The following is a 23067-nucleotide window of genomic DNA, read 5'->3' as shown; positions in this document are numbered from 1 at the left end:
ATGGATGCCTCTCGACGCACCTTCCTGACGTTCACGGCGGCGGCCTCCGCGCTCGCCCTCCTCCCCGTCGACGCCGCCAGGGGCGCGACGAACACTGCGACCGGCACGGCAGTGCTGACGTCCGAGACTGCGCGTCGACCACGGCTGACGAACCTCGCCCACCTGCGATTCCTCCTCGCCGATGTTCCCGTCGTCGCGAGCGCGACCCACACCACGTTCGGAATCGAGGCGCAACCGGCGGTCCGCGCGCCCTGGACCTACGCCGACACCGACGGCGCAGGCGGCTATCGCCCGGTCGGCGGTGGCACACGGGATGCGGTGACGGGACACTGGTCGCAGGGCGCGTACAACGCCGACGACATCGCCCGCGCGGCCATCGTGTTCCTGCGCGAATGGAAGGCAGCGGGCGACGCGCAGAGCCGTGACGAGGCCCGCGACGTGCTCCGCTCACTCGCCTTCCTGCAGACCGCCTCCGGTCCGAATGCCGGGCGTGTGGTGCTGTGGCAGCAGGAGGACGGCACCCTGACCCCCAGCGCCGTCCCTGTCGAACTGCCCGACCCCTCCGACTCGGCGGAGTCGTACTGGCTCGCCCGTTCGGTCTGGGCCTTCGGCGAGGGCTACGCGGCCTTCCGTCGCGACGATCCGGAGTTCGCAGCATTCCTCCTCGCCCGCCTGCACCTGTGCCTCGACGCGCTCGGGCAGGAGTCGCTCTCGCGCGCCGGGCAGTGGGTGCACAGCGACGGACGCCGGCTGCCGGGGTGGCTGATCGCCGGAGGAGCGGATGCCACGGCCGAGGCCATGCTCGGTCTGGTCGCCGCGACCGAGGCCGGTGACTCACGCAGTCGCGCTGCGTTGCAGACCTACGGCGACGGTGTCGCGGCGATGGCGAGCGACCCTTCGCAGGGCTGGCCGTTCGGCGCCGTTCTGCCGTGGACCGGATCGCTCGGGTTCTGGCACGCGTGGGGCGCCGCGGCCCCCGAGGCTCTGGCCCGAGGAGGGGCGCTGCTGCGTCGACGAGCCTGGTCGGAGGCCGCGCTGTCCGATGCCGGACGCTTCACCCCGCAGGTGCTCGCATCGGGCGGGCCGCACAATGCGTGGGCACCGCTTCCGGCCGAGGCGCAGATCGCCTACGGCGCGCACGGTCGCGTGGCCGGCGCGCTCCAGGCGTCCGCGGTCGGAGGGGAAGGACTCCGCGTGCTCGCAGGACTCGCCGCCGGATGGTTCTTCGGCGCGAACACGGCAGGCGTTCCGGTGTACGACACAGCGACCGGGGTCACCTTCGATGGCGTCGAGACCGACGGGCGGGTGAACCGCAACTCGGGTGCCGAGTCGACGATCCACGGGCTGCTGACGATGCAGCTGCTCGACGCGAACCGGGATGCGGCCGACCTCGCGACATCGATCACCGGACTGCGGTCGTTCTCGGGGTTGCGGGTGCTGGAGGCGGAGACCGCACGACTCTCCCCCGGCTCAACGGTCGAGCGGCCGGAGGGCGGCGCCTGGATCGGTGAAGGCAACCTCTCCGGCGGCGCATACGTGCGCATCCCTCGCGGCGAGTGGGTCGAGTTCGACGTGACCGAGGCGGGCGGGATCCTGCACGGCCTGATCTGGCGGCAGTCCGCCGAGGTCGGCGACGCGGTGTGGGAGGTGTTCCGTGGCCGGAAGCGGCTGTGGCGCTCCACCACGCCCGCCGGCGGCACGGGAGAGCGAGGGTTGACCGAGGCCGACGGGATGCTCGTGCCTGAGCGACTGGGAGGAGATCTGCCGGGCGAGGCCGTGACCGTGCGCTGCACGAGCCGCGGAGACGTGCGTCTTGACGCGCTCGTGGTCCAGCCTGCCGTCGCTTCCGCCGTGTACGCGACCACGAGCGGGACCGCCGTGCTCTACGCTGACGGAACGGGGCGGGACCAGCGCGTCGCTCCCCTGGCTGCGGGGTCGGGACGCGCCTACGAGGCCGATGGCGCGCAGCGCGGGCAGGCTGTCGGTGGGGGAAGGGTGCGCGTCCGCGGAGCCGGGTTCACTGTCACGCGCAGCTAGACCCCCCCTTCCGGGGGGCGCAGGTCGACGGGTAGCGTGCCCCCATGGCGATCACGGCTCGGACCAAGGACTGGCTGCTCGATTCCGATCCGGCGCTGCGCTGGCAGGTGGAACGCGACCTCCTGGGAGAACCGGAACGGGTGTGGCAGGCGACCCGGCGACGCGTGGCGACCGAGGGACTGGGTGCGGCACTGCTCGCGCATCAGGACGCCGACGGGCAGTGGGCCGGCGGAGCGCACTTCCCCGGCGGCTACTTCGAGACCGAGGAGGCGCGTCAGCCGATACAGCCCTGGACGGCCACGAGCTGGTCGTTGAATCAGCTTCGGGAATGGGGCGTCGAGGCCGCGGCGCTCGGAGACACCGCCGAGCGCCTTGCGCGCAACTGCCGATGGGAGTACGAGGATCTGCCGTTCTGGGGCGGTGAGGTCGACGTGTGCATCAACGCCTTCACGCTGGCGAACGGCGCCTGGTTGGGAGTCGATGTCTCCGAACTCGCCCGCTGGTTCCCGGCGCACCAGCTCGACGACGGCGGATGGAACTGCGAGGCGGAGGAGGGCGATTCCGTGCGCTCCTCGTTCCACTCGACCCTCAATGCGTTGCGCGGCATGCTGTCGTATGAACGTCTCACCGGCGACGATTCCCTGCGCGAGGCGAGGCACCGGGGCGAGGAGTACCTGCTGCGCCGCCGACTGCTGTACCGCGAGTCGACGGGCAAGCTCGTGGGCCCGTTCGTCTCGCACTTCGTCTACCCGAGTCGGCACCAGTACAGCGCGCTGACCGCTCTCGACCACTTCCGCGACGCCCGCTTGCACGAGGGAGGCGCGTCCGATCCGCGGATCACCGATGCGCTCGATCTCGTGAGGCGGTCGCGTCAGGACGACGGCACCTGGCTGCAGGGCGCTGCGCTCCCCGGGCGCACCTGGTTCCCGGTCGATGCCGAGGAGGGAGCGCCGTCGCGATGGCTCACCCTCATCGGCACGCGCGTGCTCGACGGTGCAGACGGCCGCTGAACCGTCCGCACCGACGAGCCGACGTCACGTCGTGCGCCGACGTCGCAGGAGAGCGGCCCCGAGGAAGAGCATCAGTCCCCCGACCATGAGAGCGGCCGAGAGGGTGCCTCCCGTGACCGCCAGCGTGGGCGGCGGCGGCGGGAACACCCGCGTGGTCGTCTCCGACGGCGGCGGCACGATCGTTCCGCCGCCGGGCGGGACACCCGTCGCGGTGGCGACGTTGCGCACCTGGCCGCGACCGACGTCGGCGGTGGTGACGGTGTGTGGAGGCACCGTGCAGGTCATCTGCGCTCCCGAACCGAGGCTCGTGGCGGGACAGGTGACCGGACCAGCCGTGGGGTCGCTGACGACGATGTCGTCGATGGTCTGCGCGCCGGTGTTCGTGACGATGATCGTCCACTCGATACGGTCGCCGGGGTCTATGACACCGTTGCCGTTGACGTCGACCGGGTTCGCTCGCTTCTCGAGGGCGAGCGAGTTGGTCCCGTCGAACGGGACCTCGACCGTCGAAGGCGGCGAGACCGGTGGCTGCCCCGACGGCGGGGTGCCCGTGGCGATGGCGGTGTTCGTCAGGAGACCCGAGTCCACGTCGGCCTGCGTCGTCTGATACTCCGCCGTGCACGTGACGATCTGACCGGGCAGCATGCTCGCAGCCTCCGCCGGGCACACGATCGCGGACAGTGAACCGGAGCCGGAGAACGCCGTCTCGTCGACCGTCACGTCGGTGAGGGTGACGTTTCCGGTGTTGGTCACCACGAACGAGTACGCGAGCGTCTGGCCCACGGCCGTCATCGTCGCAGGAGTCGCCGACTTCACGATGCTGATCGCAGGAGCCGGGACGATGGGGACTTCGGTCTCAGAAGGCGGCGAGACCGGAGGAACGAGACCACCGGGCGGAACCCCTGTCGCGGTCGCGCTGTTCGTGACCTGCCCCGCATTCACATCCGCCTGGGTCAGCACGTACGTGGCGGTGCAGACGATCTGAACGCTCGGAGCGAGGGAAGCCGCGCCTGCCGGGCATTGGATCGGAGAAAGCGTTCCCGAACCGGAGAAGTCCTCGTCGTTCACGGTCACGTTGGTGAGAGTGACGTTGCCGGTGTTGGTCACGACGAACGAGTAGGTGATCTCCTGTCCCACCTGATAGGCGTCAGGGGTGTTCGGGCTCGCCGACTTGACGACGCTGATGCCGGGCACGGGGTTAGGGGGGACGACGACGGTCGACGGCGGAGACACCGGAGGCTCACCCGTGGGCGGGGTACCGGTGGTCGTCGCCGTGTTCGTCACGCCGCCCGAGTCGATGTCGGCCTGTGTCACGACGTACGACGCCGTGCAGGTCACGGTCGCCCCTGCCGCGAGCGACGCCGCGCCGGCGGGACACGTGACCACCGGAGGCGTCCCCGTCCCGGAGAACGCCGTCTCGTTCACCGTCACGCCCGTGAGCGTGACGTTGCCGGTGTTCGTCACCAGGAACGAATAGTTGATCGTCTCGCCCGCCGCCGTGAGCTGCGTGCGATCGGCCGTCTTCGCCACGGTCAGCCCCGGTGCCGAGGCGACGGGGATCTCGACGCTCGACGGCGGCGACACCGGCGGCGTGCCCGAGGGCGGGGTGCCGGTCGCGGTGGCCGTGTTGTCGAGGGAGTCGGAGTTGTAGTCGGCGACGGTCGTCGTATAGGTCGCCGTGCACGTGATCTGCGCGCCAGGGATCATCGAGGCGGCTCCCGCCGGGCAGGTGATCACCGGGGGCGTTCCGGTGCCGGAGAACGCCGTCTCATCCACGGTGACGTTCGTGAGCGTCACGTTGCCGGAGTTGGTCACATGGAACGAGTAGGCGATGGCCTGCCCCGCTGCGGTGATCTCTGCGGTGTCAGCGCTCTTCACGAGGGTGAGCGCGGCCGTGGATGTCGCCGGCACGTTCACGGTCGAGGGTGGGGAGACCGGGGGCACGAGGATGCCCGGCGGGACGCCCGTCGCGGTCGCGGTGTTGGAGAGGGAACCGCTGTCGATGTCGGCCTGTGTGAGCGTATAGCTCGCAGTACAGGTCGCCTGTGCCCCAGGCGCCAGAGGCGTCGTCGGGCAGACCGGGGTCGACATAGTGCCGGAGCCGGTGAAGGCGGTCTCGTCGACGCTGATGTCGGTGAGGGGCACATCGCCCGTGTTCGTGACCACGAACGTGTAGTCGATGACCTGTCCGACCGTGAAGTCATCCGGACCGGACGGCGACGCGGACTTGAACAGCGAGATTCCGGGGTTCGCCGCAGCGATGGTGAGGGCATAGTCCTCCACCTCACCGGGGCCTCCGGTACCCGTGGGCGTAGACGTGGTCAAGCCGGTGCCGTTGGCGATCCGGAACCGGGCGAAAGTGGGGCCCGCGACCGTCTGGGAGATGATCCCCGGCCAGGTGAGCGTCACGGACGAGCCGTCCGGGGTTCCCGCCGGCACGGGCGCCGAGACCCCTTCGTTCGCGTCGAAGACGCCGTTCCGGTTGAAGTCGACCCAGCCGACGAGAGTGGCGGTCGTGCCGGGCGCCTTGTTCGCGACCAGCACCGAGACCGAGTAGCTGCCGGTGATGCCTGCCGTGATGGGGCCGAACGTGGAGACGCCGTTCTCGTCGTTGATGAACTGGTTCGGGGCCGTGCCGCCCACCTGGTTGTCGCCGGTGGCGTTCGCGCTGTACTGCATCGCGGTCTCGGCATCGGCCGACCAGCCGAGGTAGGTCGCGGCGTTCAGCTCATGGGAGACGGAACCGTAGCTGGCTGGCGCGTCGCCGAAGTCGTCGGGGACCGTGGCGCACGAGGGGTTGAACCCGTCGATGCCCTCCCCGCCGCTCTGCGCGCGGTAGCCGCGGACCAGGATGTCGCTGGTGCCGGTCGTGTCTCCGGGGCCGCAACGCGGGGTCGGTGTCTGGAGTCCGCCGTTGGTGTTGAAGTCCTGCCCGATGGTCAGGACCGTCGGGGTGGCGGCGAGGTCGACGCGGAGCTCCCCGGCCCCAGTGAGGATCATCGGTCGGCAGGTGATCTGCACCGACGACGGCCAGCGGGCCCCGTTGTCGCCGACATAGGTCGTGCCCGTGATGCGGTGCACGAACGTGTTGGCCGGGCAGGTGCCGGTCTGCAGGTTTCCACGGCTCTGGTCGTAGACCGGTCCGTTGATCCAGGTGGGGTTCACGGTGCCCGTGACGACGCCGGCATTGCTCACCGTGATCGTCGAGCACTGAAGAGCGAAGCGCACCAGGATCGAGTTCGCATTGGGGCTGACCGGAGAGGTCTGCTGACGGTTCTCGGTCTGCACCCCGGTGAGGACGGAGTTCGACGGACACTCGGTCGGCGCGGTCAGGTCTTTGTCCGATCCGACGATCGGGCCCTCGTAGGACGGGCCCAGGTACAGCTGTGCGGCGTCACCGGGGGCGGCGCTCGCCGTCGTCGCAGGGACGACGAGCCCTGCCAGCACGAGAGTCAGCAGTGCGACGACGGCGAAAGGCTTGCGACGCGCACGGGAGACACGAAGACGAGCCAGAAACGATCTGCGCTGCTTTTCTCGCGCAGAGGACAGGACACCGGGCTGGCTGGTCTGAGACGGCATCGAGGCTCCCTCGGCTTCGCTCGCGCGACCACCACGCCGCCCAAGCTGTGATTTTGCCCAGAGTAACGGAGGGCTCGCCGGAATCCCAGGTCTTTTTGGGGACCTCACCTGGGTTAGATCTCCGGTTCTCCCCGCAGCCGGACGCGGCATGCCGGAATTCTTTCTTTTGAGTTATTCAAAAAACAAGGTAGCCTCGGGGGATGGAGACAGAACTCGACTCGGCGCTTCGCGGCGCTGGGCTTCGGGCGACCGCGGGCCGCGTCGCCGTTCTCGAGGCTCTCGACTCCATGGCCCATACGGATGCGGAGCGGGTCTACCGCGCCGTGTCCGAAGTGCTGCCGACCACGTCGATCCAGTCGGTGCACAACATCCTCGCGGACCTGACGACGGCGGGTCTCATCCGCCGGATCGAACCGGCAGGTTCCGCAGCGCTCTACGAGCGGCGCATCGATGACAACCACCACCACGTCGTCTGCACCTCCTGCGGTGCGATCGGCGATGTGGACTGCGTCGTCGGTGAAGCTCCGTGTCTCACCCCGTCCTCGACGGGGGGATTCACCGTCCAGACAGCCGAAGTCACCTTCTGGGGCCTGTGCCCCAGTTGCCAGAACGCCGCGCAGTAGCAGGGCCGCCGATCGCCCGTCCCCGGATGGGGGTGATCGTCGCGCCCACGCGGAGAAGGAGAACACCATGACGAAACCTGCCACCACCACGCAGGCCGGAGCCCCGATCGCGAGCGACACGCATTCGCTCACCGTCGGTGCCGACGGCCCCACCGTCCTGCACGACCACTACCTGGTCGAGAAGATCGCGGCCTTCAACCGCGAGCGGGTGCCGGAGCGCAACCCGCACGCGAAGGGAGGCGGCGCGTTCGGCGAGTTCGTCGTCACCGAAGACGTGTCCGCCTACACGCGGGCAGCCGTCTTCCAGCCGGGAGCGACGAGCGAGACCCTGATCCGCTTCTCCTCGGTCGCCGGCGAGCAGGGTTCGCCCGACACCTGGCGCGATGTGCGCGGCTTCTCGCTCCGCATGTACTCCGAGGAGGGCAACCTCGACATCGTCGGCAACAACACTCCGACGTTCTTCCTGCGCGACGCGATCAAGTTTCCGGACTTCATCCACTCGCAGAAGCGACTGGCCGACTCGGGCCTGCGCGACCCCGACATGCAGTGGGACTTCTGGACCCTGTCGCCGGAGAGCGCCCACCAGGTCACGTATCTCATGGGAGACCGCGGTCTCCCCCTCAGCTGGCGCCACATGAACGGCTACGGCTCGCACACCTACTCGTGGATCAACGCCGCGGGCGAGGTCTTCTGGGTGAAGTACCACTTCATCTCGCAGCAGGGCGTCGAGGCGATGAGCAACGAAGAGGCCGAGCAGCTCGCCGGGTCGGACGCCGACCACTACCGTCGCGACCTGTTCCGCTCGATCGCCGACGGCGAGTTCCCGAAGTGGGACCTCTACGTGCAGATCATGCCGTACGACGAGGCCAAGGACTACCGGTTCAACCCGTTCGACCTCACCAAGACCATCTCCAAGAAGGACTACCCGCGCATCAAGGTCGGCACCCTGACCCTGAACCGCAACCCGGAGAACTTCTTCGCGCAGATCGAGCAGGCCGCCTTCTCGCCATCGAACCAGGTGCCCGGCACCGGCATCTCCCCGGACAAGATGCTGATGGGGCGCATCTTCGCCTACCCGGATGCCCAGCGTCACCGCATCGGCCCGAACTACAACCAGCTGCCGGTGAACCAGCCGCACGCGAGCGAGGCGCGCAACTACCAGCACGAGGGCTCGATGCGCTACCAGTTCAACGATGCCGCGCACCGCACCTACCAGCCGAACTCCTACGGAGCGGCAGGCGGACCGGAGGCCGACCCGTCGAAGGGCATCGAGGTGAACTGGGAAGCCGACGGCGAGATCCAGCGCTCCGCCGCGACCCTGCACGCCGAGGACGACGACTTCGGCCAGCCGGGCACGCTCTACCGCGACGTGTTCGACGGTGAGCAGCGCGCGCGCTTCCTGGAGACCCTGACCGGTCAGGGGCGTTCGATCACGGTCGACGCCATCCGCGAGCGCTTCTTCCAGTACTGGACGAACGTCGACGCCGAGCTCGGTGCCGCCCTGCGCGATCGGGTCTGATCCTCGCGATCGCCGGAACGAGAAACGGCCCCCGGGGACTTCGGTCCCCGGGGGCCGTTTCTCGCAGTGCCCCGTGGCCCGGTGATGCCCGCCCCATCGCCCAGACCCGCGAAGGCGTCTGAGCCCCGCGTCCGCGAACAGGGCCAAGATGGAGAGGTGGCCGTCCCTCTCTCCGACCTGACCAGCATGCCCGCACCCCAACACGTGTACGCCGCCGACGGCACCCGGCTGGCGACCTACACCTGGGGTGAGCTCGACGCCCCGGTCGTGGTCATCGTGCACGGCTTCGCATCGAACGCGCGCGACAACTGGGTGCTCACGGGCTGGGTGCGTGAGCTCACGCGTGCGGGCTATCGGGTGCTGGCGCTCGACCAGCGGGGGCACGGCCTCAGCGAGAAGCCGCACGACCCCGACGGCTATCGCATCCGCACCCTGGTCACCGACGTCGAGACCGTGATGGACACGTACCTCGTCGACGACGCGTTCTACGTCGGGTACTCCCTCGGCGCGCGGGTGGGCTGGGAGGTCGTCCGCGAGCTGCCGCATCGCATCGGACGGGCGGTGCTCGGAGGCGTGCCGGACGGCATCCCTCTCGCGCGGCTCGACCTCGATCAGGTGCGGGCCTACATCGCCGATGGCACGCCGGTGGCCGACCGGACGACACAGAACTACATCGCGCTGACCGAGCGGGTGCCCGGCAACGACCTGCAGGCGCTCGTCGCACTCGCCGAGGGCATGCGGGCATCGGGCATGATCGACCCCGATCCCTCGGATGCGCCGACTCGACCGATCCTCTTCGCCACCGGGTCGAAGGACGCGATCATCGAGGGCTCGCGGGCTCTGGCCGCGGCCGCCCCCGACGGTCGGTTCTTCGAGATCCCGAACCGGAACCACTTCAATGCCCCCGGTTCCCGCGACTTCAAGGAAGCGGCCGTGGCGTTCCTCGCAGAGTCCCAGCCCGCCGAGTCCTAGCCCGCAGAGTCCTCGCCCGCAGAGACCCATCCGACACACGTGTGACCCGGTCGACAGGCGACCGGGCCACACGTCGGGATGCGCTCAGACGGCGGCGGCCTCGTCGCGCTTCGGCAGCACCCATCCCGCACGCGGGAAGTGGCAGGTGTAGCCGTTCGGGTACTTGATCAGGTAGTCCTGGTGCTCCTCCTCGGCCTGCCAGAAGGGACCGGCCGGCTCGATCGTGGTGACGGCCTTCGCGGGCCAGAGACCGGACGCGTCGACGTCGGCGATCGTGTCGCGCGCGACCGTCTCCTGCTCCGGTGTGAGCGGGAAGATCGCGGAACGATAGCTCGATCCGATGTCGTTGCCCTGACGGTCCTTGGTCGACGGGTCATGGATCTGGAAGAAGAACGCGAGGATGTCGCGGTACGTCGTCTTCGTCGGGTCGAACACGATCTCGACCGCCTCGGCATGGCCGGGGTGGTTGCGATAGGTCGCGTGGTCGTTCGAGCCGCCGGTGTAGCCGACGCGGGTGTCGAGCACGCCGGGCTGACGGCGGATCAGGTCTTCCATGCCCCAGAAACAGCCGCCGGCGAGCACGGCCGTCTCGGTTCCAGGGGTGCGGGTGATGTTTCCGTCGTCGGTCATGACTGCTCCTCAGCGGTGTCGGGGGTGTCGGTGGTGGTGGGGCGTGCGAAGAGGACGCTGTAGCGACCGTACCCCTCTTCCTCCAGGCTGTCCGCCGGGATGAAGCGAAGGGCCGCGGAGTTCATGCAGTAGCGCAGACCGCCCTCGGCGCGGGGTCCGTCGTCGAAGACGTGTCCGAGATGGCTGTCCGCACCGGCGGAACGGGCCTCGGTGCGCTTCATCCACAGCGACCGGTCGGTGCGCGTGGTCACCGCGTCGGCGTCGATGGGCTTCGTGAAGCTCGGCCAGCCGGTACCGCTGTCGAACTTGTCGGTCGACGAGAACAGGGGCTCGCCGGACACGACATCGACGTAGATGCCGTCGTCGTGGTTGTTCCAGTAGGCGTTGCGGAACGGCGGCTCTGTGGCGTCCTGCTGCGTCACCTCGTACTGCAGGTGGGTGAGGCCGCTGACGGCCTCGGGGGTCTTGCCGTAGTCGTTCGACATGATCTGGCTCCTTCTCCGACATCGCTGGCTGCGCCGTCTCAGAGAAGAACCGACGAGCGGCCCGATTTGGTCCCGCAGCCCTGGGAACGGGCTGTGAGTTTTCAGGACGCTCGTCGGCTGCCCCCTCTGCGGAGGAGCGTCAGTCGAGCGTCCGCCACGGGCCGCCGGTCGTCGCAGCTTCCGGCTGCTGGTTGCGCGTCCACCACTTCGCCTCGAAACGCATGCCGTCGTGCACGACAGCATCGCCGGCGGTGAAGACGCGGGTGGCCGTCCACACGGTCGCTCCCTCCGCGTCGGATAGGAGCTCCTGCCACGGACCGACGGGGTCGCCTGGGCGCTGGTCGCGCGTCCACCACGACGCCTGCCACAGGCGCCCGTCGAGCGAGACGAGCTGCCCCTCGGCATACACGGTCCCGGTGCTCCATGCGGCGGCGATGGGAAGCACGAGCGGCGAGGCGTCGATCGAAGCGGAGACCTCGAGCGCCCCGTTCACCGCCGCCGCATCGAAGGGGGCCGAATCGATCGACCCGCGCGCGATGTCGTCGGTCGTGAGCCGGACGACGATCGGATCGAGGGTCGTCCTCTCACCGGGGGCGAGCACCCCCACGTCCGCTCCGGCAGCGGTCACGGCATCGAGCGCGACGTTGCCGATGTTCTCGACGGTGCGGGTCCACGTCACGGTGTCGGAGGCATCGGCCACGCCGTTCCCGTTCCCGTCCGCCCACTCACCCACTGCTGCGCCGGACACCCCGGGGGTGCGCGCGATCACATCGACCTCGCCACCCGCCACGGCGATGCGTTTCGTCGACTGCCCTGCCGCCTCGACCGTCCACGTCGTGTCGGCGACGAAGAAGCCGCGGTCGATGTCGGCCTGGGTCACCGTGTGGCGCGCGGTCCCGCAGTCGTACCCCGCGCCGACCGGCAGGTCCCGATACCGACAGTTTCCTGCCCCCGGCGGGAGGAAGGGCGAGAAGTCACCGGATGCGGGAACCACCGAGACCGTGACCGGACTGCGGTTGTCGACCCGGAAGCCGTAGGGCACCTGTTCACCCACCGCGTAGGGGGTCGCCGCCAGGTCTCGCCCGGCATCCGCCCGCGCTCCCGTGATCGTCGCCGCGAGCACGCCGTCGCGCAGCACCACGGGCGCGGCCGCGTGGGTCACGGTGACAGCGGGGGCCGAGCCGTCGACCGGCGCGACGGTGAAGCTGAACTCCGGCGTGTACCAGCCGCGGTCGATGTCGGCCTGCGTGAGCGTACGCCGCGGGGTGCTGCAGTTGTAGGCGTCGTACGCCGGCAGGTTCAGCCACCGGCACGCGGTGGGGGCGAAGCCGGTGGTGAAGGTGTTCGCCGCCGGGGTCACGACCGTGTTCATGCCCGCCGTGCTCACGACCCGCACCTGGAAGCTCAGCTGCTCGCCGACGGTGTACGGATTCGTCACGACGTTCCGCGCCGCCGACGTGTTGGTCGCTGTGAGCGTCGCGCCGAGCACCGACGACTGCGGCAGCGTGAGCGTCGCGGTCGTCTGGCTCAGCCGTCCGTCGGCCGCGGTGAAGGCGGCCTGCAGACGCTGGGCGCCCGCGGCTCCCTGCGGTGCGGTGACCTGCACGTTCACGGTGGCGCTCGCGCCCGGTGCGAGGCCGGTGACCTGCGCCGTGGTCGCCGTCCAGCCGGTCGGAGTGTGGAAGGTGACGGCACCGCTGAGCGCTGTCGATTCCTGGTTCGTGACGGTGACCGGAACCGTGGTGGCCGCACCGGGGGTGAGAGCGGTCTGCGGCACCGACAGCGGGGCGCACACCGCGTTCATCCACGCCTCGTCGAACGAGGAGAACTGCATGGTGTTCGTGTATCCGGCCTCCCACAGCACCCCCACCCTGCCGTCGTCGATCGCCGTGGCGCTGGAGTAGGCGAACGTGCCGGTCTCGAGCGTGCGCAGGCCCGGCCAGGTCTCGCCGTCGTCGCACGAGAGCCGCACCGCCCCGTTCACGCGGTTGCCGTCGGCGCCGTTGTTGGCGTTCGTGAAGACCAGTTTCCTCGCGTCGACGCTGGCCGCAGGGGCGTCCGGGTGCAGGCGCGTGATCGAGGCGTTGTTCGTGGGGTCGGGCAGCTCGGGGTCACGGGTGACCGGCCCGTAGCTGTGGCCGCCGTCCGTCGAGATCGCCACCTTGCGCAGACGGCCGTTGGAGCTGTCGCGCGAGTTGAGCATGACGCGGCCGTCGGAGATCTCGACGACCTTGTTCTCGTCCATGCCGGTGCCGACATACTCGCCGCGCTCCCAGGTGACACCGCCGTCGTCGGAGTACACCGAGTACGCCTGGATCGCCGTCGATCCGTTCGACTGCCGCACCGTGCCGGCGTACTGCTGGATGAGTCGGCCCGCGTGGGCGCCGTAACGCAGTTGGATGCCCTCGCCCGACGTCGCGAACGTGCCCTTCACGTCCCCCGCCACGGGCGTGTACACGCCTGCGCTGGTGGTGCCGTTCGAGGTCTTGGCGACGTCGGTGATCAGCCGCGGGGCGCTCCATGTCGCACCGCCGTCGTCCGAGTGGATCACCGCGGCGCCCATGACCTGCCGGTTCGCGTCGTCGTCTCCGTAGGCGCTCCCCTGGAATCCCTGGTCCTTGGAGTGCACGAAGAACGCGAAGACGCGGCCGCTCTCCCGGTCGACGACGTAGCTCGGGTCGGAGTAGCCGTACTGGCCGCTTCCGGTCTTCCCTGCCGCGATGATCTGCAGCGGGCCCCAGGTGCGACCGTTGTCGGTCGAACGGCGCTGGATGATCGAGTTCGGGTTGGGGGCGTCGGCCGCGTTCCCCGGTCGGGCATCCCACGACGCGAGGACCACGCCGTCGCCGAGGTGGGCGAGCGCGGGGATGCGGTAGAAGTAGTTCGCGGCGGTACGGTCGGCACCGATGTTCAGCTCGAGGTAGTCGCCCGGATCGGCGTTCGGATCGGTCAGGTACCCGGGGGCGGGGGCCGCCGAAGCTGCGGTGGCGGGGAGGGTGAGGGCGAGGACGAGCGCCGCGATAGTGCCGTATCGCAGCAGCGGGCGACGGCGGCCACGGCCATTCCGAGAGGCGGGCGGGAGAGGAACGTGCATGGACAGACCTTTCTGTTCGTGCGGAAATCAGACGTCTGATGTCTGATTTCAAGTCACTCTAGCGAGAGGTCAGACGTCGAACAAGGGTCGGCGCAGCACCTCGAGGTTCCGCGCGACGGTGCGCAGGGCGTCCCGGGCACTGGCGTCGTCAGGGCGTCGGGCCGTCTTCAGCCCCAGCCAGGCGACGTCGCCCGCTGCCGCGAGTGCCGCAGCGACGTGTGCATCATCGAGGAGCGAGGCCGATTCCGGATGCGTCGAGGCGATCGGCAGATGCGCATCCACCCACGGAGGACCGTACGGAGTCTGCACGGCCGCAGCGCCGGAGAAGGCGAGGCCGACGAGGAACCCGGAGGCTGCGGCTGCGGCGATCTGCGCGGTCACGGCGTCCGCATCGCGCAGCTCGATCGCCGAGCGACCCCAGTTGAGCCAGAGCCCGACCGGCGCTCCCGCTGACCGGATCGCGGCGATCTCGTCGTCGAGGGAGAGGAAACCCTTCTCCGGGATCTGCCCTGGCACCGACGCATCGCAGTGCTCGACGACCAGGCGCGCTGCCGACCAGTCGAGGGCGGCGGCTTCCTGCAGCGAACGCACGAACGGTTCCACGGCTCCCGCCACCCGCGGGGCGGTGTGCAGGGTCACCACGGCCACGGTCGCGCCGCTCTCGCGGTCGATGCGCGCGATGTCGGCGGCGACGCGGCGCAGGTCGTCGACGGCTGCCGCGCGACCCGTTTCATCGGTCGACGCCAGACCATATCGCGAGTCGCTCCCCAGGCGCCCCATCACGAAGGGGATCGGCGTCACGGCGAGCGGCACGGCGGGCACGTTCGCGAGGAACCAGGCCTCGTCGTGCGGGTGGATGCCTCCCATCCACGGCACTTCGAGCCCGGCGACCCCGGGAAGCGCACACAGCGCGGGCAGCAGCTCCCCTTCGAGCTCCGGGTCCCAGCGCGCGTGCGCCGGAGAGGCTGGATAGGCGCTGACGAGGACGGGCGCAGTCATGCGCGGGCTCGCGCGACCGCATCGGCGAACCACGTCGTGATCGTCGAGGGATGCGTGATGGCGGTGCCGACACAGACGGCGAAGGCACCAGTGGCGATCGCGTCCGCGGCCTGCGCCGGCGTGTGGATGCGCCCCTCGGCGACGATCGGACGACGGCAGCGGGCCGCCATCAGCTCGATGAGCTCGAGATCGGGGCCGGTGGTCTTCGGGCGCTCGCCCGTGTAGCCGGACAGGGTGGTGCCGAGGATGTCGGCGCCCGCCTCTTCTGCGGCGAGCGCATCGTCGAGCGAACCGCAATCGGCCATGATCAGGGCGTCGGTGTGCGTGCGAAGACCCTGGATCGTCTCCCCGAGAGTCAACCCGTCCGGACGATCGCGACGGGTGCCGTCGACCGCGATGATGTCGGCTCCCGCGTCGGCGACGGCCCTGGCATGGTCGAGCGTCGGAGTGATGAACACGTCGCGATCGCCGTCCTTCCACAGACCCACGACGGGCACGGGGAGGTGGGCCGTCGCACGGATGTCGCCGATTCCCTGCACCCGGATGCCCGCGGCACCCCCGACGAGGGCAGCCGCGGCCACCTGGGCCATCGTCCGCGGGTCGCGCATCGCCTCACCGGGGTAGGCCTGGCACGAGACGATCAGGCCGCCACGCAGCTGCTCGAGGTGGTCGGCGAGTCTCATGGGTTCCTCCAGACGGATGCCGCAGCTCCCCGCAGCGGGGCGTCGTCGCCGAGAGTACCCGGCAGGATGGGCGTGCTCTGCAGCGCATCGATCGCCTCGGCGTGGAAGGCGTCGCGCATCGGGCGCCACCAGTCCTCACCGATGTTCGGCACGCCGCCGGTGACCACGATGCGCTCGGGATCGAGGATCGTGGCCGCTCCCGCGATGGCGCGTCCGACCGCTGCGGCTGACTCGCCGATGGCGCGGCGGGCGATGGGGTCACCGGCAACGGATTCCGCCGCGATCCCCCGGGCATCGGTGATCCCGGGGTCTCCTCCGAGCGAGAGGAAGTGCCGGTGCATGCCGATGCCGGAGCCGATCGCCTCGAGGTGTCCGGGTCTGCCGCAGGGGCAGCGCAGGTGTGCGGCTCCCGGCACCGGGAGGTGCGCGATCTCCCCCGCGACGTGATGCGCTCCGCGCACGGCATCGTCGCCCAGGATCAGTCCGGCGCCGACACCGGTGCCGACCGCGACGATGAGCGCACTCGCCGCCCCGGCCGCCGCCCCGTGCCGGTACTCCCCCGCCGCGTGCGCATCGACGTCGTTCTGCACCCGCACGGGAGCATCCGTGATCAGGTGCGCCCCCAGCCCGGCGCGCACGAGGGCGGCAAGAGGGGTGCCCGGCCAGTCCGCGAAGGTGTCGGTGGCCGAGACGATCGTCCCGCTCCCAGCATCGACGACCCCGGCGGCGCCGATGCCGACTCCCGACAGGCGCAGCCCGGTGCCGGAGAGCAGCCGCTCGGCGAGGGCGACGACGGTGGCCACGACGGCCGTCGGCCCCTCCGCGGCGGGAGTCGTGGCCACCTCGGTGCGCAGCAGCGTGTCGTGGCGGTCGGCGAGCGCTGCGGCCGTCTTGGTGCCGCCGATGTCGACGGCGAGGACGACCTCGCCCATCAGGCGACGGCGACAGGGAGCAGGTGCAGCTCGTCGAGGATGTCGCGGATCCTGGAGACCGCATCGTCGTCGAGCGCCTGCACGGTGCGAGCCATGGTGGCGTGATCGATGATGCCGCGGGCGTGCATGGCGGCCTTGAACGCGCCGACACCGGTCGCATCCCCCGACAGCCCCTGCGGCTGGAACACGATGTCGAACAGACGGTTGATGCGTTCCTGTTCGGCCCGGGCGATCACCCAGTCGCCGCTCTTGGCCGCCTCCCACAGCCGCACGTATCCCGCGGCCTCCACATTCGCGAGTCCGGGGACCACGCCGTCGGCACCCGCGAGCGCCATGGCGTCGACGACGACCTCGTGACCGGTGAGCAGCTGCAGCGGACTCCCCGCCGCCCGGTTCGCCGCGATCAGACGCCGGAACGAGACATCGTCGCCCGAGGAGTCCTTCACGCCCTGGATCACGCCCTCGCTGCCGAGCTGCACGAGCAGATCGATGCCGAGCTTGGAGTGCACGCGGACCGGGACGTCGTAGGCCCACAGCGGGGCGTCGATGGCCGCGGCGATGGTGCGGAAGTGGTCGGCGACCTCGGCGGCGGAGTTCAGCGTGTACAGCGGAGCCGTCGTGACGATCGCCTGCGCGCCGGCGTCGACCAGACGGCGGGCGGTCTCGATGATGCGGGGAGCCGTGAGCTCGATCGCGCCGGCGATGATCGGCACCCGGCCGGCATTCGCCGCGACGATCGTGCGGAGCAGCTCCACGCGCTGGTCGTCGGTGAAGTACGCGGTCTCGCCCGTGGAGCCGAGGGCGAAGAGTCCGGAGACACCTTCGTCGACGAGACGGTCGACGAGACGGGAGAGCGAGGCGTGGTCGATCGAGCCGTCCTCGAGCAACGGGGTGGCGACGGGCGGGACGACGCCCGCGAAGACGGGGGCGGAGGGGGCAGCAGACATGTGTGTTCCGGTCGTTTCAGTGGTGGGATTCGAGCAGCGAGGGCGCAGCGCCCAGCAGCGTTCTGGTGTAGTCGTCGGAGGGAGCGTCGAACACACGGGCCGCGTCGCCGAACTCGACGACCCGCCCCTTGTTCATCACGGCGATCTCGTCGGAGAGGTAGCGGACGGTCTGGATGTCGTGGGAGATGAAGACCATGCCGAGGCCGAGCTGCTCCTTCAGGTCGGTCAGCAGGTTCAGGATCTGCGCCCGCACCGAGACGTCGAGCGCCGAGGTGGGCTCGTCGGCGACGATCACCTGCGGGTCGAGCACGAGCGCCCTGGCGATGGCGACACGTTGGCGCTGCCCCCCGGAGAGCTGGCTGGGCAGCGCGTCCAGGGCCGAGGGCGGCAGCCCGACGAGACCCACCAGGTCGCGCACCTTGCGACTCCGGGTCGCCGCGCTGCCGAGGCGGTGCACCTGCAGCGGATCGAGGAGCGCATCGCGCACCGTCATCCGGGCGTTCAGCGCGGTCGCCGGGTCCTGGAAGACGACGGACAGGATGCGCCCGAGCCGCTTGCGCACGGCGGGCGTGAACGATCGCACCGGCTCGCCGCCGAACACGACCTGCCCGCTCGTGGGCTTCTCGAGGCCGATCAGCACCTTGGCCGAGGTGGACTTGCCCGATCCGGACTCGCCGACGATGCCGAGGGTCTGCCCGCGCTTCACCGTGAGCGAGACGCCCGCGAGCGCATCGACGTACTCGGGACGGAAGAGTGAGGACGCACGGGTCTTGTAGCGGACGTGCACGTCCTTCAGCTCGATGACGGATTCGCTCATCGTCCTGCTCCGATCGCCTCGACGGGCGCATCGTCCGGATGCGCGGAGTAGTAGTGCTCCGTCCCCTCGATGTGTCGGCGCACCGGGGTGGTGCCGGCATACCGCGAGGGGTCGCTGGACCGCGGGGCGAAGCGGTCGCCCGCCGGGAAGTCGCGCGGTGAGGGCACGACTCCCGAGACCTGATGCAGGCGGTCGGAGCCGGCCTCGATCGAGAGCACAGCGCCCAGGAGGCCCTGCGTGTACTCGTGCACGGGCTGCGTGAGCACCTCGCGGGTGGTGCCCTGCTCCACGACCTGGCCCGCGTACATCACCGTGATCCGGTGGGTGAGCTCGGCCACCAGGGCGAGATCGTGCGAGACGAACAGGAGCGCGAAGCCGAGCTCCCGCTGCAGCCGCATGAGCAGCTCCACGACCTGGGCTTGCACCGTGACATCGAGCGCGGTGGTCGGCTCGTCGGCGATCACCAGCCGCGGATCCCGGGTCAGCGCCATCGCGATGAGCACGCGCTGCCGCTGCCCTCCCGAGAGCTCGTGCGGATACGAGGAGAGTGTGCGCTTCGGATCGAGACCGACGAGCGTCAGCAGCTCCTCGGCGGTGCGGGTGCCGCCGCGCGAGGTGAGCTGCTTCATCTGCGAGCGAATGAGCATCGCCGGGTTGAGTGAGCTCAGCGCGTCCTGATAGATCATCGCGATGTCGTGTCCGCGCAGCGCGTTGCGTTCCTTCGGGGCCATCTGCAGCAGGTCTTTCCCGTCGAACAGGATGCGTCCGCGGATGTCGGCCTTCGGGTCGAGCAGACCCATGATCGCGAGCGAGGTGATGGACTTGCCGCATCCGGACTCCCCCACCAGCGACATGGTCTCGCCGGGGCGCACCGTGAAGCTGACGTGGTCGACCACGTCGACGTCGCCGTGCCGGGGGAACGAGATGCACAGGTCCTGCACCTCGAGCAGCGGCTTGTCGTCGCCCGTGTACTCGAGGCGATCCGTGCGGGTGAGTTCACGCCGTCGCAGCTCGGCGAGTCGTTCCGCGAGGGGGACGACTTCCGCGCGCGGCACCAGGGTGTCGGGGACGCCGCTCGGCACGGAGAGGTTCACCGCGGTGTCGACGGTGGGGATCACGTGCGTGTCGTCCGGGATCGCTGCGACCTCGAGCTCGTGCGTGGACTCCTCGGTGTTCGCGGCGTCGGCCGTGATCGTGCGCGCCCGCGGCGACACCATGGCGTCGGTCATCCCCTCGGAGAGGATGTTGAGGCACAGCACCGTGATCATGATGAGGATGCCGGGGAAGAAGGTCGCCCACCACGCTCCGCTCATGAGCAGGTTGCGGCCCGCGGCGATGACGTTGCCCCACGACGGCTCGGGATCGGGCACGCCGGCCTGCAGGAACGACAGCGAGGCCTCGAACACGATCGCGTCGGCGACGAGCACGGTCGCGAAGACGAGGACCGGCGCCATCGCGTTGCGCGCCACGTGTCGCACGATGATGCGCGGGGTGCCCGCTCCCATCACACGCACGGCCGAGACGTAGTCCTCCCCGTACTGGTCGAGGATGTTTGCACGGACGATGCGGGTGAGCTGCGGCACGTAGAGGAACGCGATGGTCAGCACCAGCACGGGCAGCGACTTGCCGAACACCGCCACGAACACCGCGGCGAGCGCGATGCCGGGGAACGACATCACGACGTCCATGACGCGCATGAGGGTCTCGGAGATCCACTTCGGGGCGGTGGCGGCGATCGTGCCGAGCACGCAAGCGGCGACCAGGGCGACGAGGGTCGCCCCGATACCGATCACGAGCGAGTAGCGGGCGCCGTAGACGAGGCGCGAGAAGATGTCGCGGCCCTGACGGTCGGTGCCGAACCAGTGCTCCGCTCCCGGCGGCTGCACGGGAGTCCCGGAGGCCAGCGGGTCGAACGGCGCGATGAGAGGCGCGAAGATCGCGGCCAGGGCGATGATCGCCAGCACGGCGATGCAGATGATCGACCCGAGGGACAGGCGGCCCCAGCGGAGGCCCGGGACGGAAAGCCGTTCCGTGAGTTTGCGTCGCATGTCACACCGCCCGGATTCGAGGATTGATGAGCACGTACAGGAGGTCGACGATGATGTTGATCACGACGAAGGCGAGCGCCACCGCGAGCGTCACTCCCTGCACGAGGTTGGGTTCGTTGTTGGTGACGCCGTTGAGGATGAGGGTTCCCATCCCCGGGATGGCGAAGATGATCTCGATCACCACGGCGCCGCCGAGCAGGTAGCCGATGCGCAGCCCCAGCACCGTGACGGGGGTGATGAGGGCGTTGCGCAGCACGTTGCGGCCGACGACGATCACCCGCGGGATGCCGGCGCCGAGGGCGGTGCGCACGTAGTCGCGGTCGAGCTCCTCGACCATCGAGGTGCGCACGACGCGCGACAGCTGACCGATCACCGGCACCGCGAGCGCGATCGCAGGGAGGGTCATGCGGGCGAGCCAACCGGAGGGATCGGCCCAGAAGTCGGGGAGCGGGCCGGAGGCGGGGAGCAGTCCGAGGCCGAGGGTGAAGACCTGGATGAGCAGGATGGCGAGCCAGAACGACGGGGTGGAGAGCGCCGCGACGCCGAAGACGCGGATCACCTGGTCGGGCCAGCGGTCGCGGTAGACGGCGGCGAGGACGCCGATCACGAAGGCCACGATCACGGCGATGATGAGCCCGAGGAAGGTGAGCGCCAGGGTGACCGGGAAGGCACGGGCGACCTCATCGATCACGGGAAGGCTGCGCGCGGAGTAGGTGCCGAGGTCGCCCTGCACGAGTCCGAACAGGAAGTTCACGTAACGGACGAGCAGGGGGAGGTTGAGGCCGTGGTCCTCGCGGTAGGCCTCGAGGGCTGCGGGCGACGCCGTCTCGCCGAGCGCCGTGCGGGCCGGGTCGACGGGCGAGAACGACATCACGAAGAACACGAGGAACGTGATGCCGAGGATCATCAGCGGCAACTGCAGCAGTCGCCGGCCGATGAGGCGGAGCGTGTGGGACACGTGCCGCTCCTTCCGAGGGTGAGGGAGGTGCAGGGGGCGCGCTCGTCGGGTGAGCGCGCCCCCTGTTCGGGTGCTGCTTCTGTGCGGGTGCTACTTCGCGGCCACGCCGACGTCGAGGAACGACAGTCCGGTGGTGGGGACGGGCTGGAACCCGACGAGCTCCTGGCTGCTCCAGGCGGTCGGCAGCTTGCGGTGGAACAGCGGGTAGAGCACGGCCTGATCGGAGAGCAGGTCGAACGCCTGGTCCCAGGTCTTCTGCTGCTCGTCGCCTTCCTGCTGGACGGCGGTGTCGAGGAGCGTGCGCAGCTCGGCGTACTCGGGAGAGTCAGCCCAGTTGGTGCGGGTCTGGGTCCAGACGTTCTCGCCGTACCACCAGTTCATGAGCAGGTCGGGGTCGACGCCGAAGACCGAGGGGTCACCGGGGGCGACGGCCACCGTGTAGTCGCCGGAGTCGACCTTCTCGTACATCGACGCGGACTGTCCGATGTCGAGCGTGGTGTCGATGCCGATCGCGTCGAGCGACTCCTTGATCAGCGGGGCGACCTCCTTGACCCATCCGGTGTCGGTCGTCAGCAGCGTGATCGACAGGTCGGAGACGCCGGCGTCCGCCAGCAGCTCCTTCGCCTTCTCGGGGTCGTAGGTGTAGACCGTCGAGGCCTCGTGGTAGTTCGGGTACGTCTCGGGCAGGAACGAGGTCGCAGGCGTGGCGTTGCCGAGCATGCCCGTGCCGATGATCTTGTCCATGTCGAGGGCGTAGTGCAGTGCCTGCCGTACGCGCACGTCGTCGAACGGCGCCGCCTTGGTGTTGAACATCATGAACAGCAGGCCGAACGACTGCACGCTCTCGACGTCGGCCGACGAGGCGAGGGTGTCGACGTCGATGTACGGCACGTCTTCGATCGCCTGCACGGTGCCGGTGGACATCGCGGTGACGCGGGCCGAGGCGTCGGCGAGCAGGTTCCAGTTCATGCCGGCGGCGAGCGCGGGGCGCGGGCCGTTGTAGTCGTCGTAGCGCTCGAAGACGAGCTTGTCCTCGGGGACCGCGGAGACCAGCGAGTACGGGCCGGAGCCGACCGGGTTGGCGGCGAAGTCCTCGGGATCGGCCTCGACGACCGCCTTCGGGACGATCTTGACGACGCCGAGGCGGTCGTTGATCAGCGAGAAGGGGTAGTCCGTCGTGATGCGCACGGTGTCTTCGTCGACCGCGGTGACGGTGTCGATGAAGTCGACGAACGACAGGAAGAGCGAGTTGTTGTCCGGGTCGAGCACGCGGTCGTAGCTGAAGACGACGTCGTCCGCCGTGACCGGGTCGCCGTTCTGGAAGGTCGCGCCTTCGCGGATGTCGATCTCGTAGGTCGTGTCGTCGATCTTCGTCGGGAGGTCGGCGGCGAGCGCAGGGGCCGGCTTCTGGGTGACCGGGTCGAGGTCGACGAGACCTTCGAAGACGTGCCAGTTCGCCGAGACCGTGACGGCGCCGGAGGCGACCATCGGGTCGAAGCTGCCGTTCAGCGTGTACGAGATCCCCGCCTCGATGATGGCGTCCGGGTCGATCTCGCTCGCGGCCGCGCTCTCGTCGGGGGTGGCGGTGGTGCCGGCGCCGCAGCCCGCGAGGGCGACGGATGCGGCGACTGTGCCGGCGACCGCCATCGCGAATCGACCCGCGCGACGGCGGGTGAAGTGTCGGTTCATGTGTGCTCCAGGGTGGTGGGGGGAACATCTTGAGGACATCTGATG

The 23067-nt window shown here is 69.7% G+C and carries 17 protein-coding genes; 5 read left to right on the top strand and 12 right to left on the bottom strand.

The genetic code is table 11. The annotated features are described in order from the left end of the window. Complete coding sequence (locus HDC31_RS00445; protein WP_179515708.1) at positions 1-2037, top strand: hypothetical protein; 2037 nt, start codon at positions 1-3, stop codon at positions 2035-2037. A 44-nt stretch (positions 2038-2081) separates the two neighbouring features. Then, entirely contained in the window at positions 2082-3047 is a 966-nt protein-coding gene (locus HDC31_RS00440; protein ID WP_113680089.1) for a squalene cyclase, read from the top strand. Positions 3048-3071: 24 nt separating this feature from the next. On the opposite strand, the gene HDC31_RS00435 is transcribed toward HDC31_RS00440, so the two are convergent. Continuing rightward, positions 3072-6626, bottom strand: a complete 3555-nt coding sequence (locus HDC31_RS00435) for a GEVED domain-containing protein (protein ID WP_179515707.1) — start codon at positions 6624-6626, stop codon at positions 3072-3074. A 200-nt stretch (positions 6627-6826) separates the two neighbouring features. On the opposite strand from HDC31_RS00435, the gene HDC31_RS00430 reads away from it, so the two are divergent. From HDC31_RS00430 to HDC31_RS00420, 3 genes are all read left to right on the top strand, one after another. Further along, a complete protein-coding gene (locus HDC31_RS00430; protein WP_058632292.1) occupies positions 6827-7249 on the top strand; it encodes a Fur family transcriptional regulator in 423 nt (140 codons plus the stop codon). 67 nt (positions 7250-7316) lie between these two features. Beyond that, positions 7317-8768 carry a catalase gene (locus HDC31_RS00425; protein ID WP_113680087.1) on the top strand — a complete coding sequence of 484 codons (1452 nt, stop codon included), beginning with the start codon at positions 7317-7319 and terminating at the stop codon, positions 8766-8768. A gap of 156 nt (positions 8769-8924) precedes the next feature. After that, on the top strand, positions 8925-9740 hold the full coding sequence (locus HDC31_RS00420) for an alpha/beta fold hydrolase (RefSeq protein ID WP_174799745.1): 816 nt from the start codon (positions 8925-8927) through the stop codon (positions 9738-9740). An 84-nt stretch (positions 9741-9824) separates the two neighbouring features. On the opposite strand, the gene msrA is transcribed toward HDC31_RS00420, so the two are convergent. The 11 genes from msrA to HDC31_RS00365 form a co-directional block, all read right to left on the bottom strand. After that, positions 9825-10370 (bottom strand): peptide-methionine (S)-S-oxide reductase MsrA, encoded by a 546-nt coding sequence (msrA, locus tag HDC31_RS00415; protein WP_058632294.1) that lies wholly within the window; start codon positions 10368-10370, stop codon positions 9825-9827. Continuing rightward, complete coding sequence (msrB, locus tag HDC31_RS00410; protein WP_113680086.1) at positions 10367-10855, bottom strand: peptide-methionine (R)-S-oxide reductase MsrB; 489 nt, start codon at positions 10853-10855, stop codon at positions 10367-10369. The genes msrA and msrB overlap by 4 nt, the downstream gene beginning before the upstream one ends. A 139-nt stretch (positions 10856-10994) precedes the next feature. After that, positions 10995-13949: an exo-alpha-sialidase gene (locus HDC31_RS00405; protein WP_179515706.1), complete on the bottom strand. Its 2955-nt coding sequence runs from the start codon at positions 13947-13949 to the stop codon at positions 10995-10997. Between the two features lie 69 nt (positions 13950-14018). Continuing rightward, positions 14019-14948 carry a DUF4862 family protein gene (locus tag HDC31_RS00400; RefSeq protein WP_179515705.1) on the bottom strand — a complete coding sequence of 310 codons (930 nt, stop codon included), beginning with the start codon at positions 14946-14948 and terminating at the stop codon, positions 14019-14021. Continuing rightward, positions 14945-15631, bottom strand: coding sequence for an N-acetylmannosamine-6-phosphate 2-epimerase (locus HDC31_RS00395; protein WP_113681729.1), 687 nt, complete (start codon positions 15629-15631; stop codon positions 14945-14947). The genes HDC31_RS00400 and HDC31_RS00395 overlap by 4 nt, the downstream gene beginning before the upstream one ends. Next, on the bottom strand, positions 15628-16563 hold the full coding sequence (locus tag HDC31_RS00390) for an ROK family protein (RefSeq protein WP_061015848.1): 936 nt from the start codon (positions 16561-16563) through the stop codon (positions 15628-15630). The genes HDC31_RS00395 and HDC31_RS00390 overlap by 4 nt, the downstream gene beginning before the upstream one ends. Then, on the bottom strand, positions 16563-17510 hold the full coding sequence (locus tag HDC31_RS00385; RefSeq protein ID WP_113680633.1) for a dihydrodipicolinate synthase family protein: 948 nt from the start codon (positions 17508-17510) through the stop codon (positions 16563-16565). The genes HDC31_RS00390 and HDC31_RS00385 overlap by 1 nt, the downstream gene beginning before the upstream one ends. 16 nt (positions 17511-17526) lie before the next feature. After that, positions 17527-18327, bottom strand: coding sequence for an ABC transporter ATP-binding protein (locus HDC31_RS00380; RefSeq protein ID WP_046748582.1), 801 nt, complete (start codon positions 18325-18327; stop codon positions 17527-17529). Further along, entirely contained in the window at positions 18324-20375 is a 2052-nt protein-coding gene (locus HDC31_RS00375; RefSeq protein ID WP_113680634.1) for a dipeptide/oligopeptide/nickel ABC transporter permease/ATP-binding protein, read from the bottom strand. Before HDC31_RS00375 ends, HDC31_RS00380 begins: the two co-directional genes overlap by 4 nt. A 1-nt stretch (position 20376) precedes the next feature. Next, positions 20377-21333 (bottom strand): ABC transporter permease, encoded by a 957-nt coding sequence (locus tag HDC31_RS00370; RefSeq protein ID WP_058631986.1) that lies wholly within the window; start codon positions 21331-21333, stop codon positions 20377-20379. A 90-nt stretch (positions 21334-21423) separates the two neighbouring features. Next, positions 21424-23022, bottom strand: coding sequence for an ABC transporter substrate-binding protein (locus HDC31_RS00365; RefSeq protein WP_052748768.1), 1599 nt, complete (start codon positions 23020-23022; stop codon positions 21424-21426). Positions 23023-23067: the final 45 nt, after the last annotated feature.

It is taken from the genome of Microbacterium sp. JAI119 (genome assembly GCF_013410135.1).
In the GTDB taxonomy this organism is placed as follows: domain Bacteria; phylum Actinomycetota; class Actinomycetes; order Actinomycetales; family Microbacteriaceae; genus Microbacterium; species Microbacterium oxydans.
This window is presented reverse-complemented; position numbering and strand designations above follow the sequence as displayed.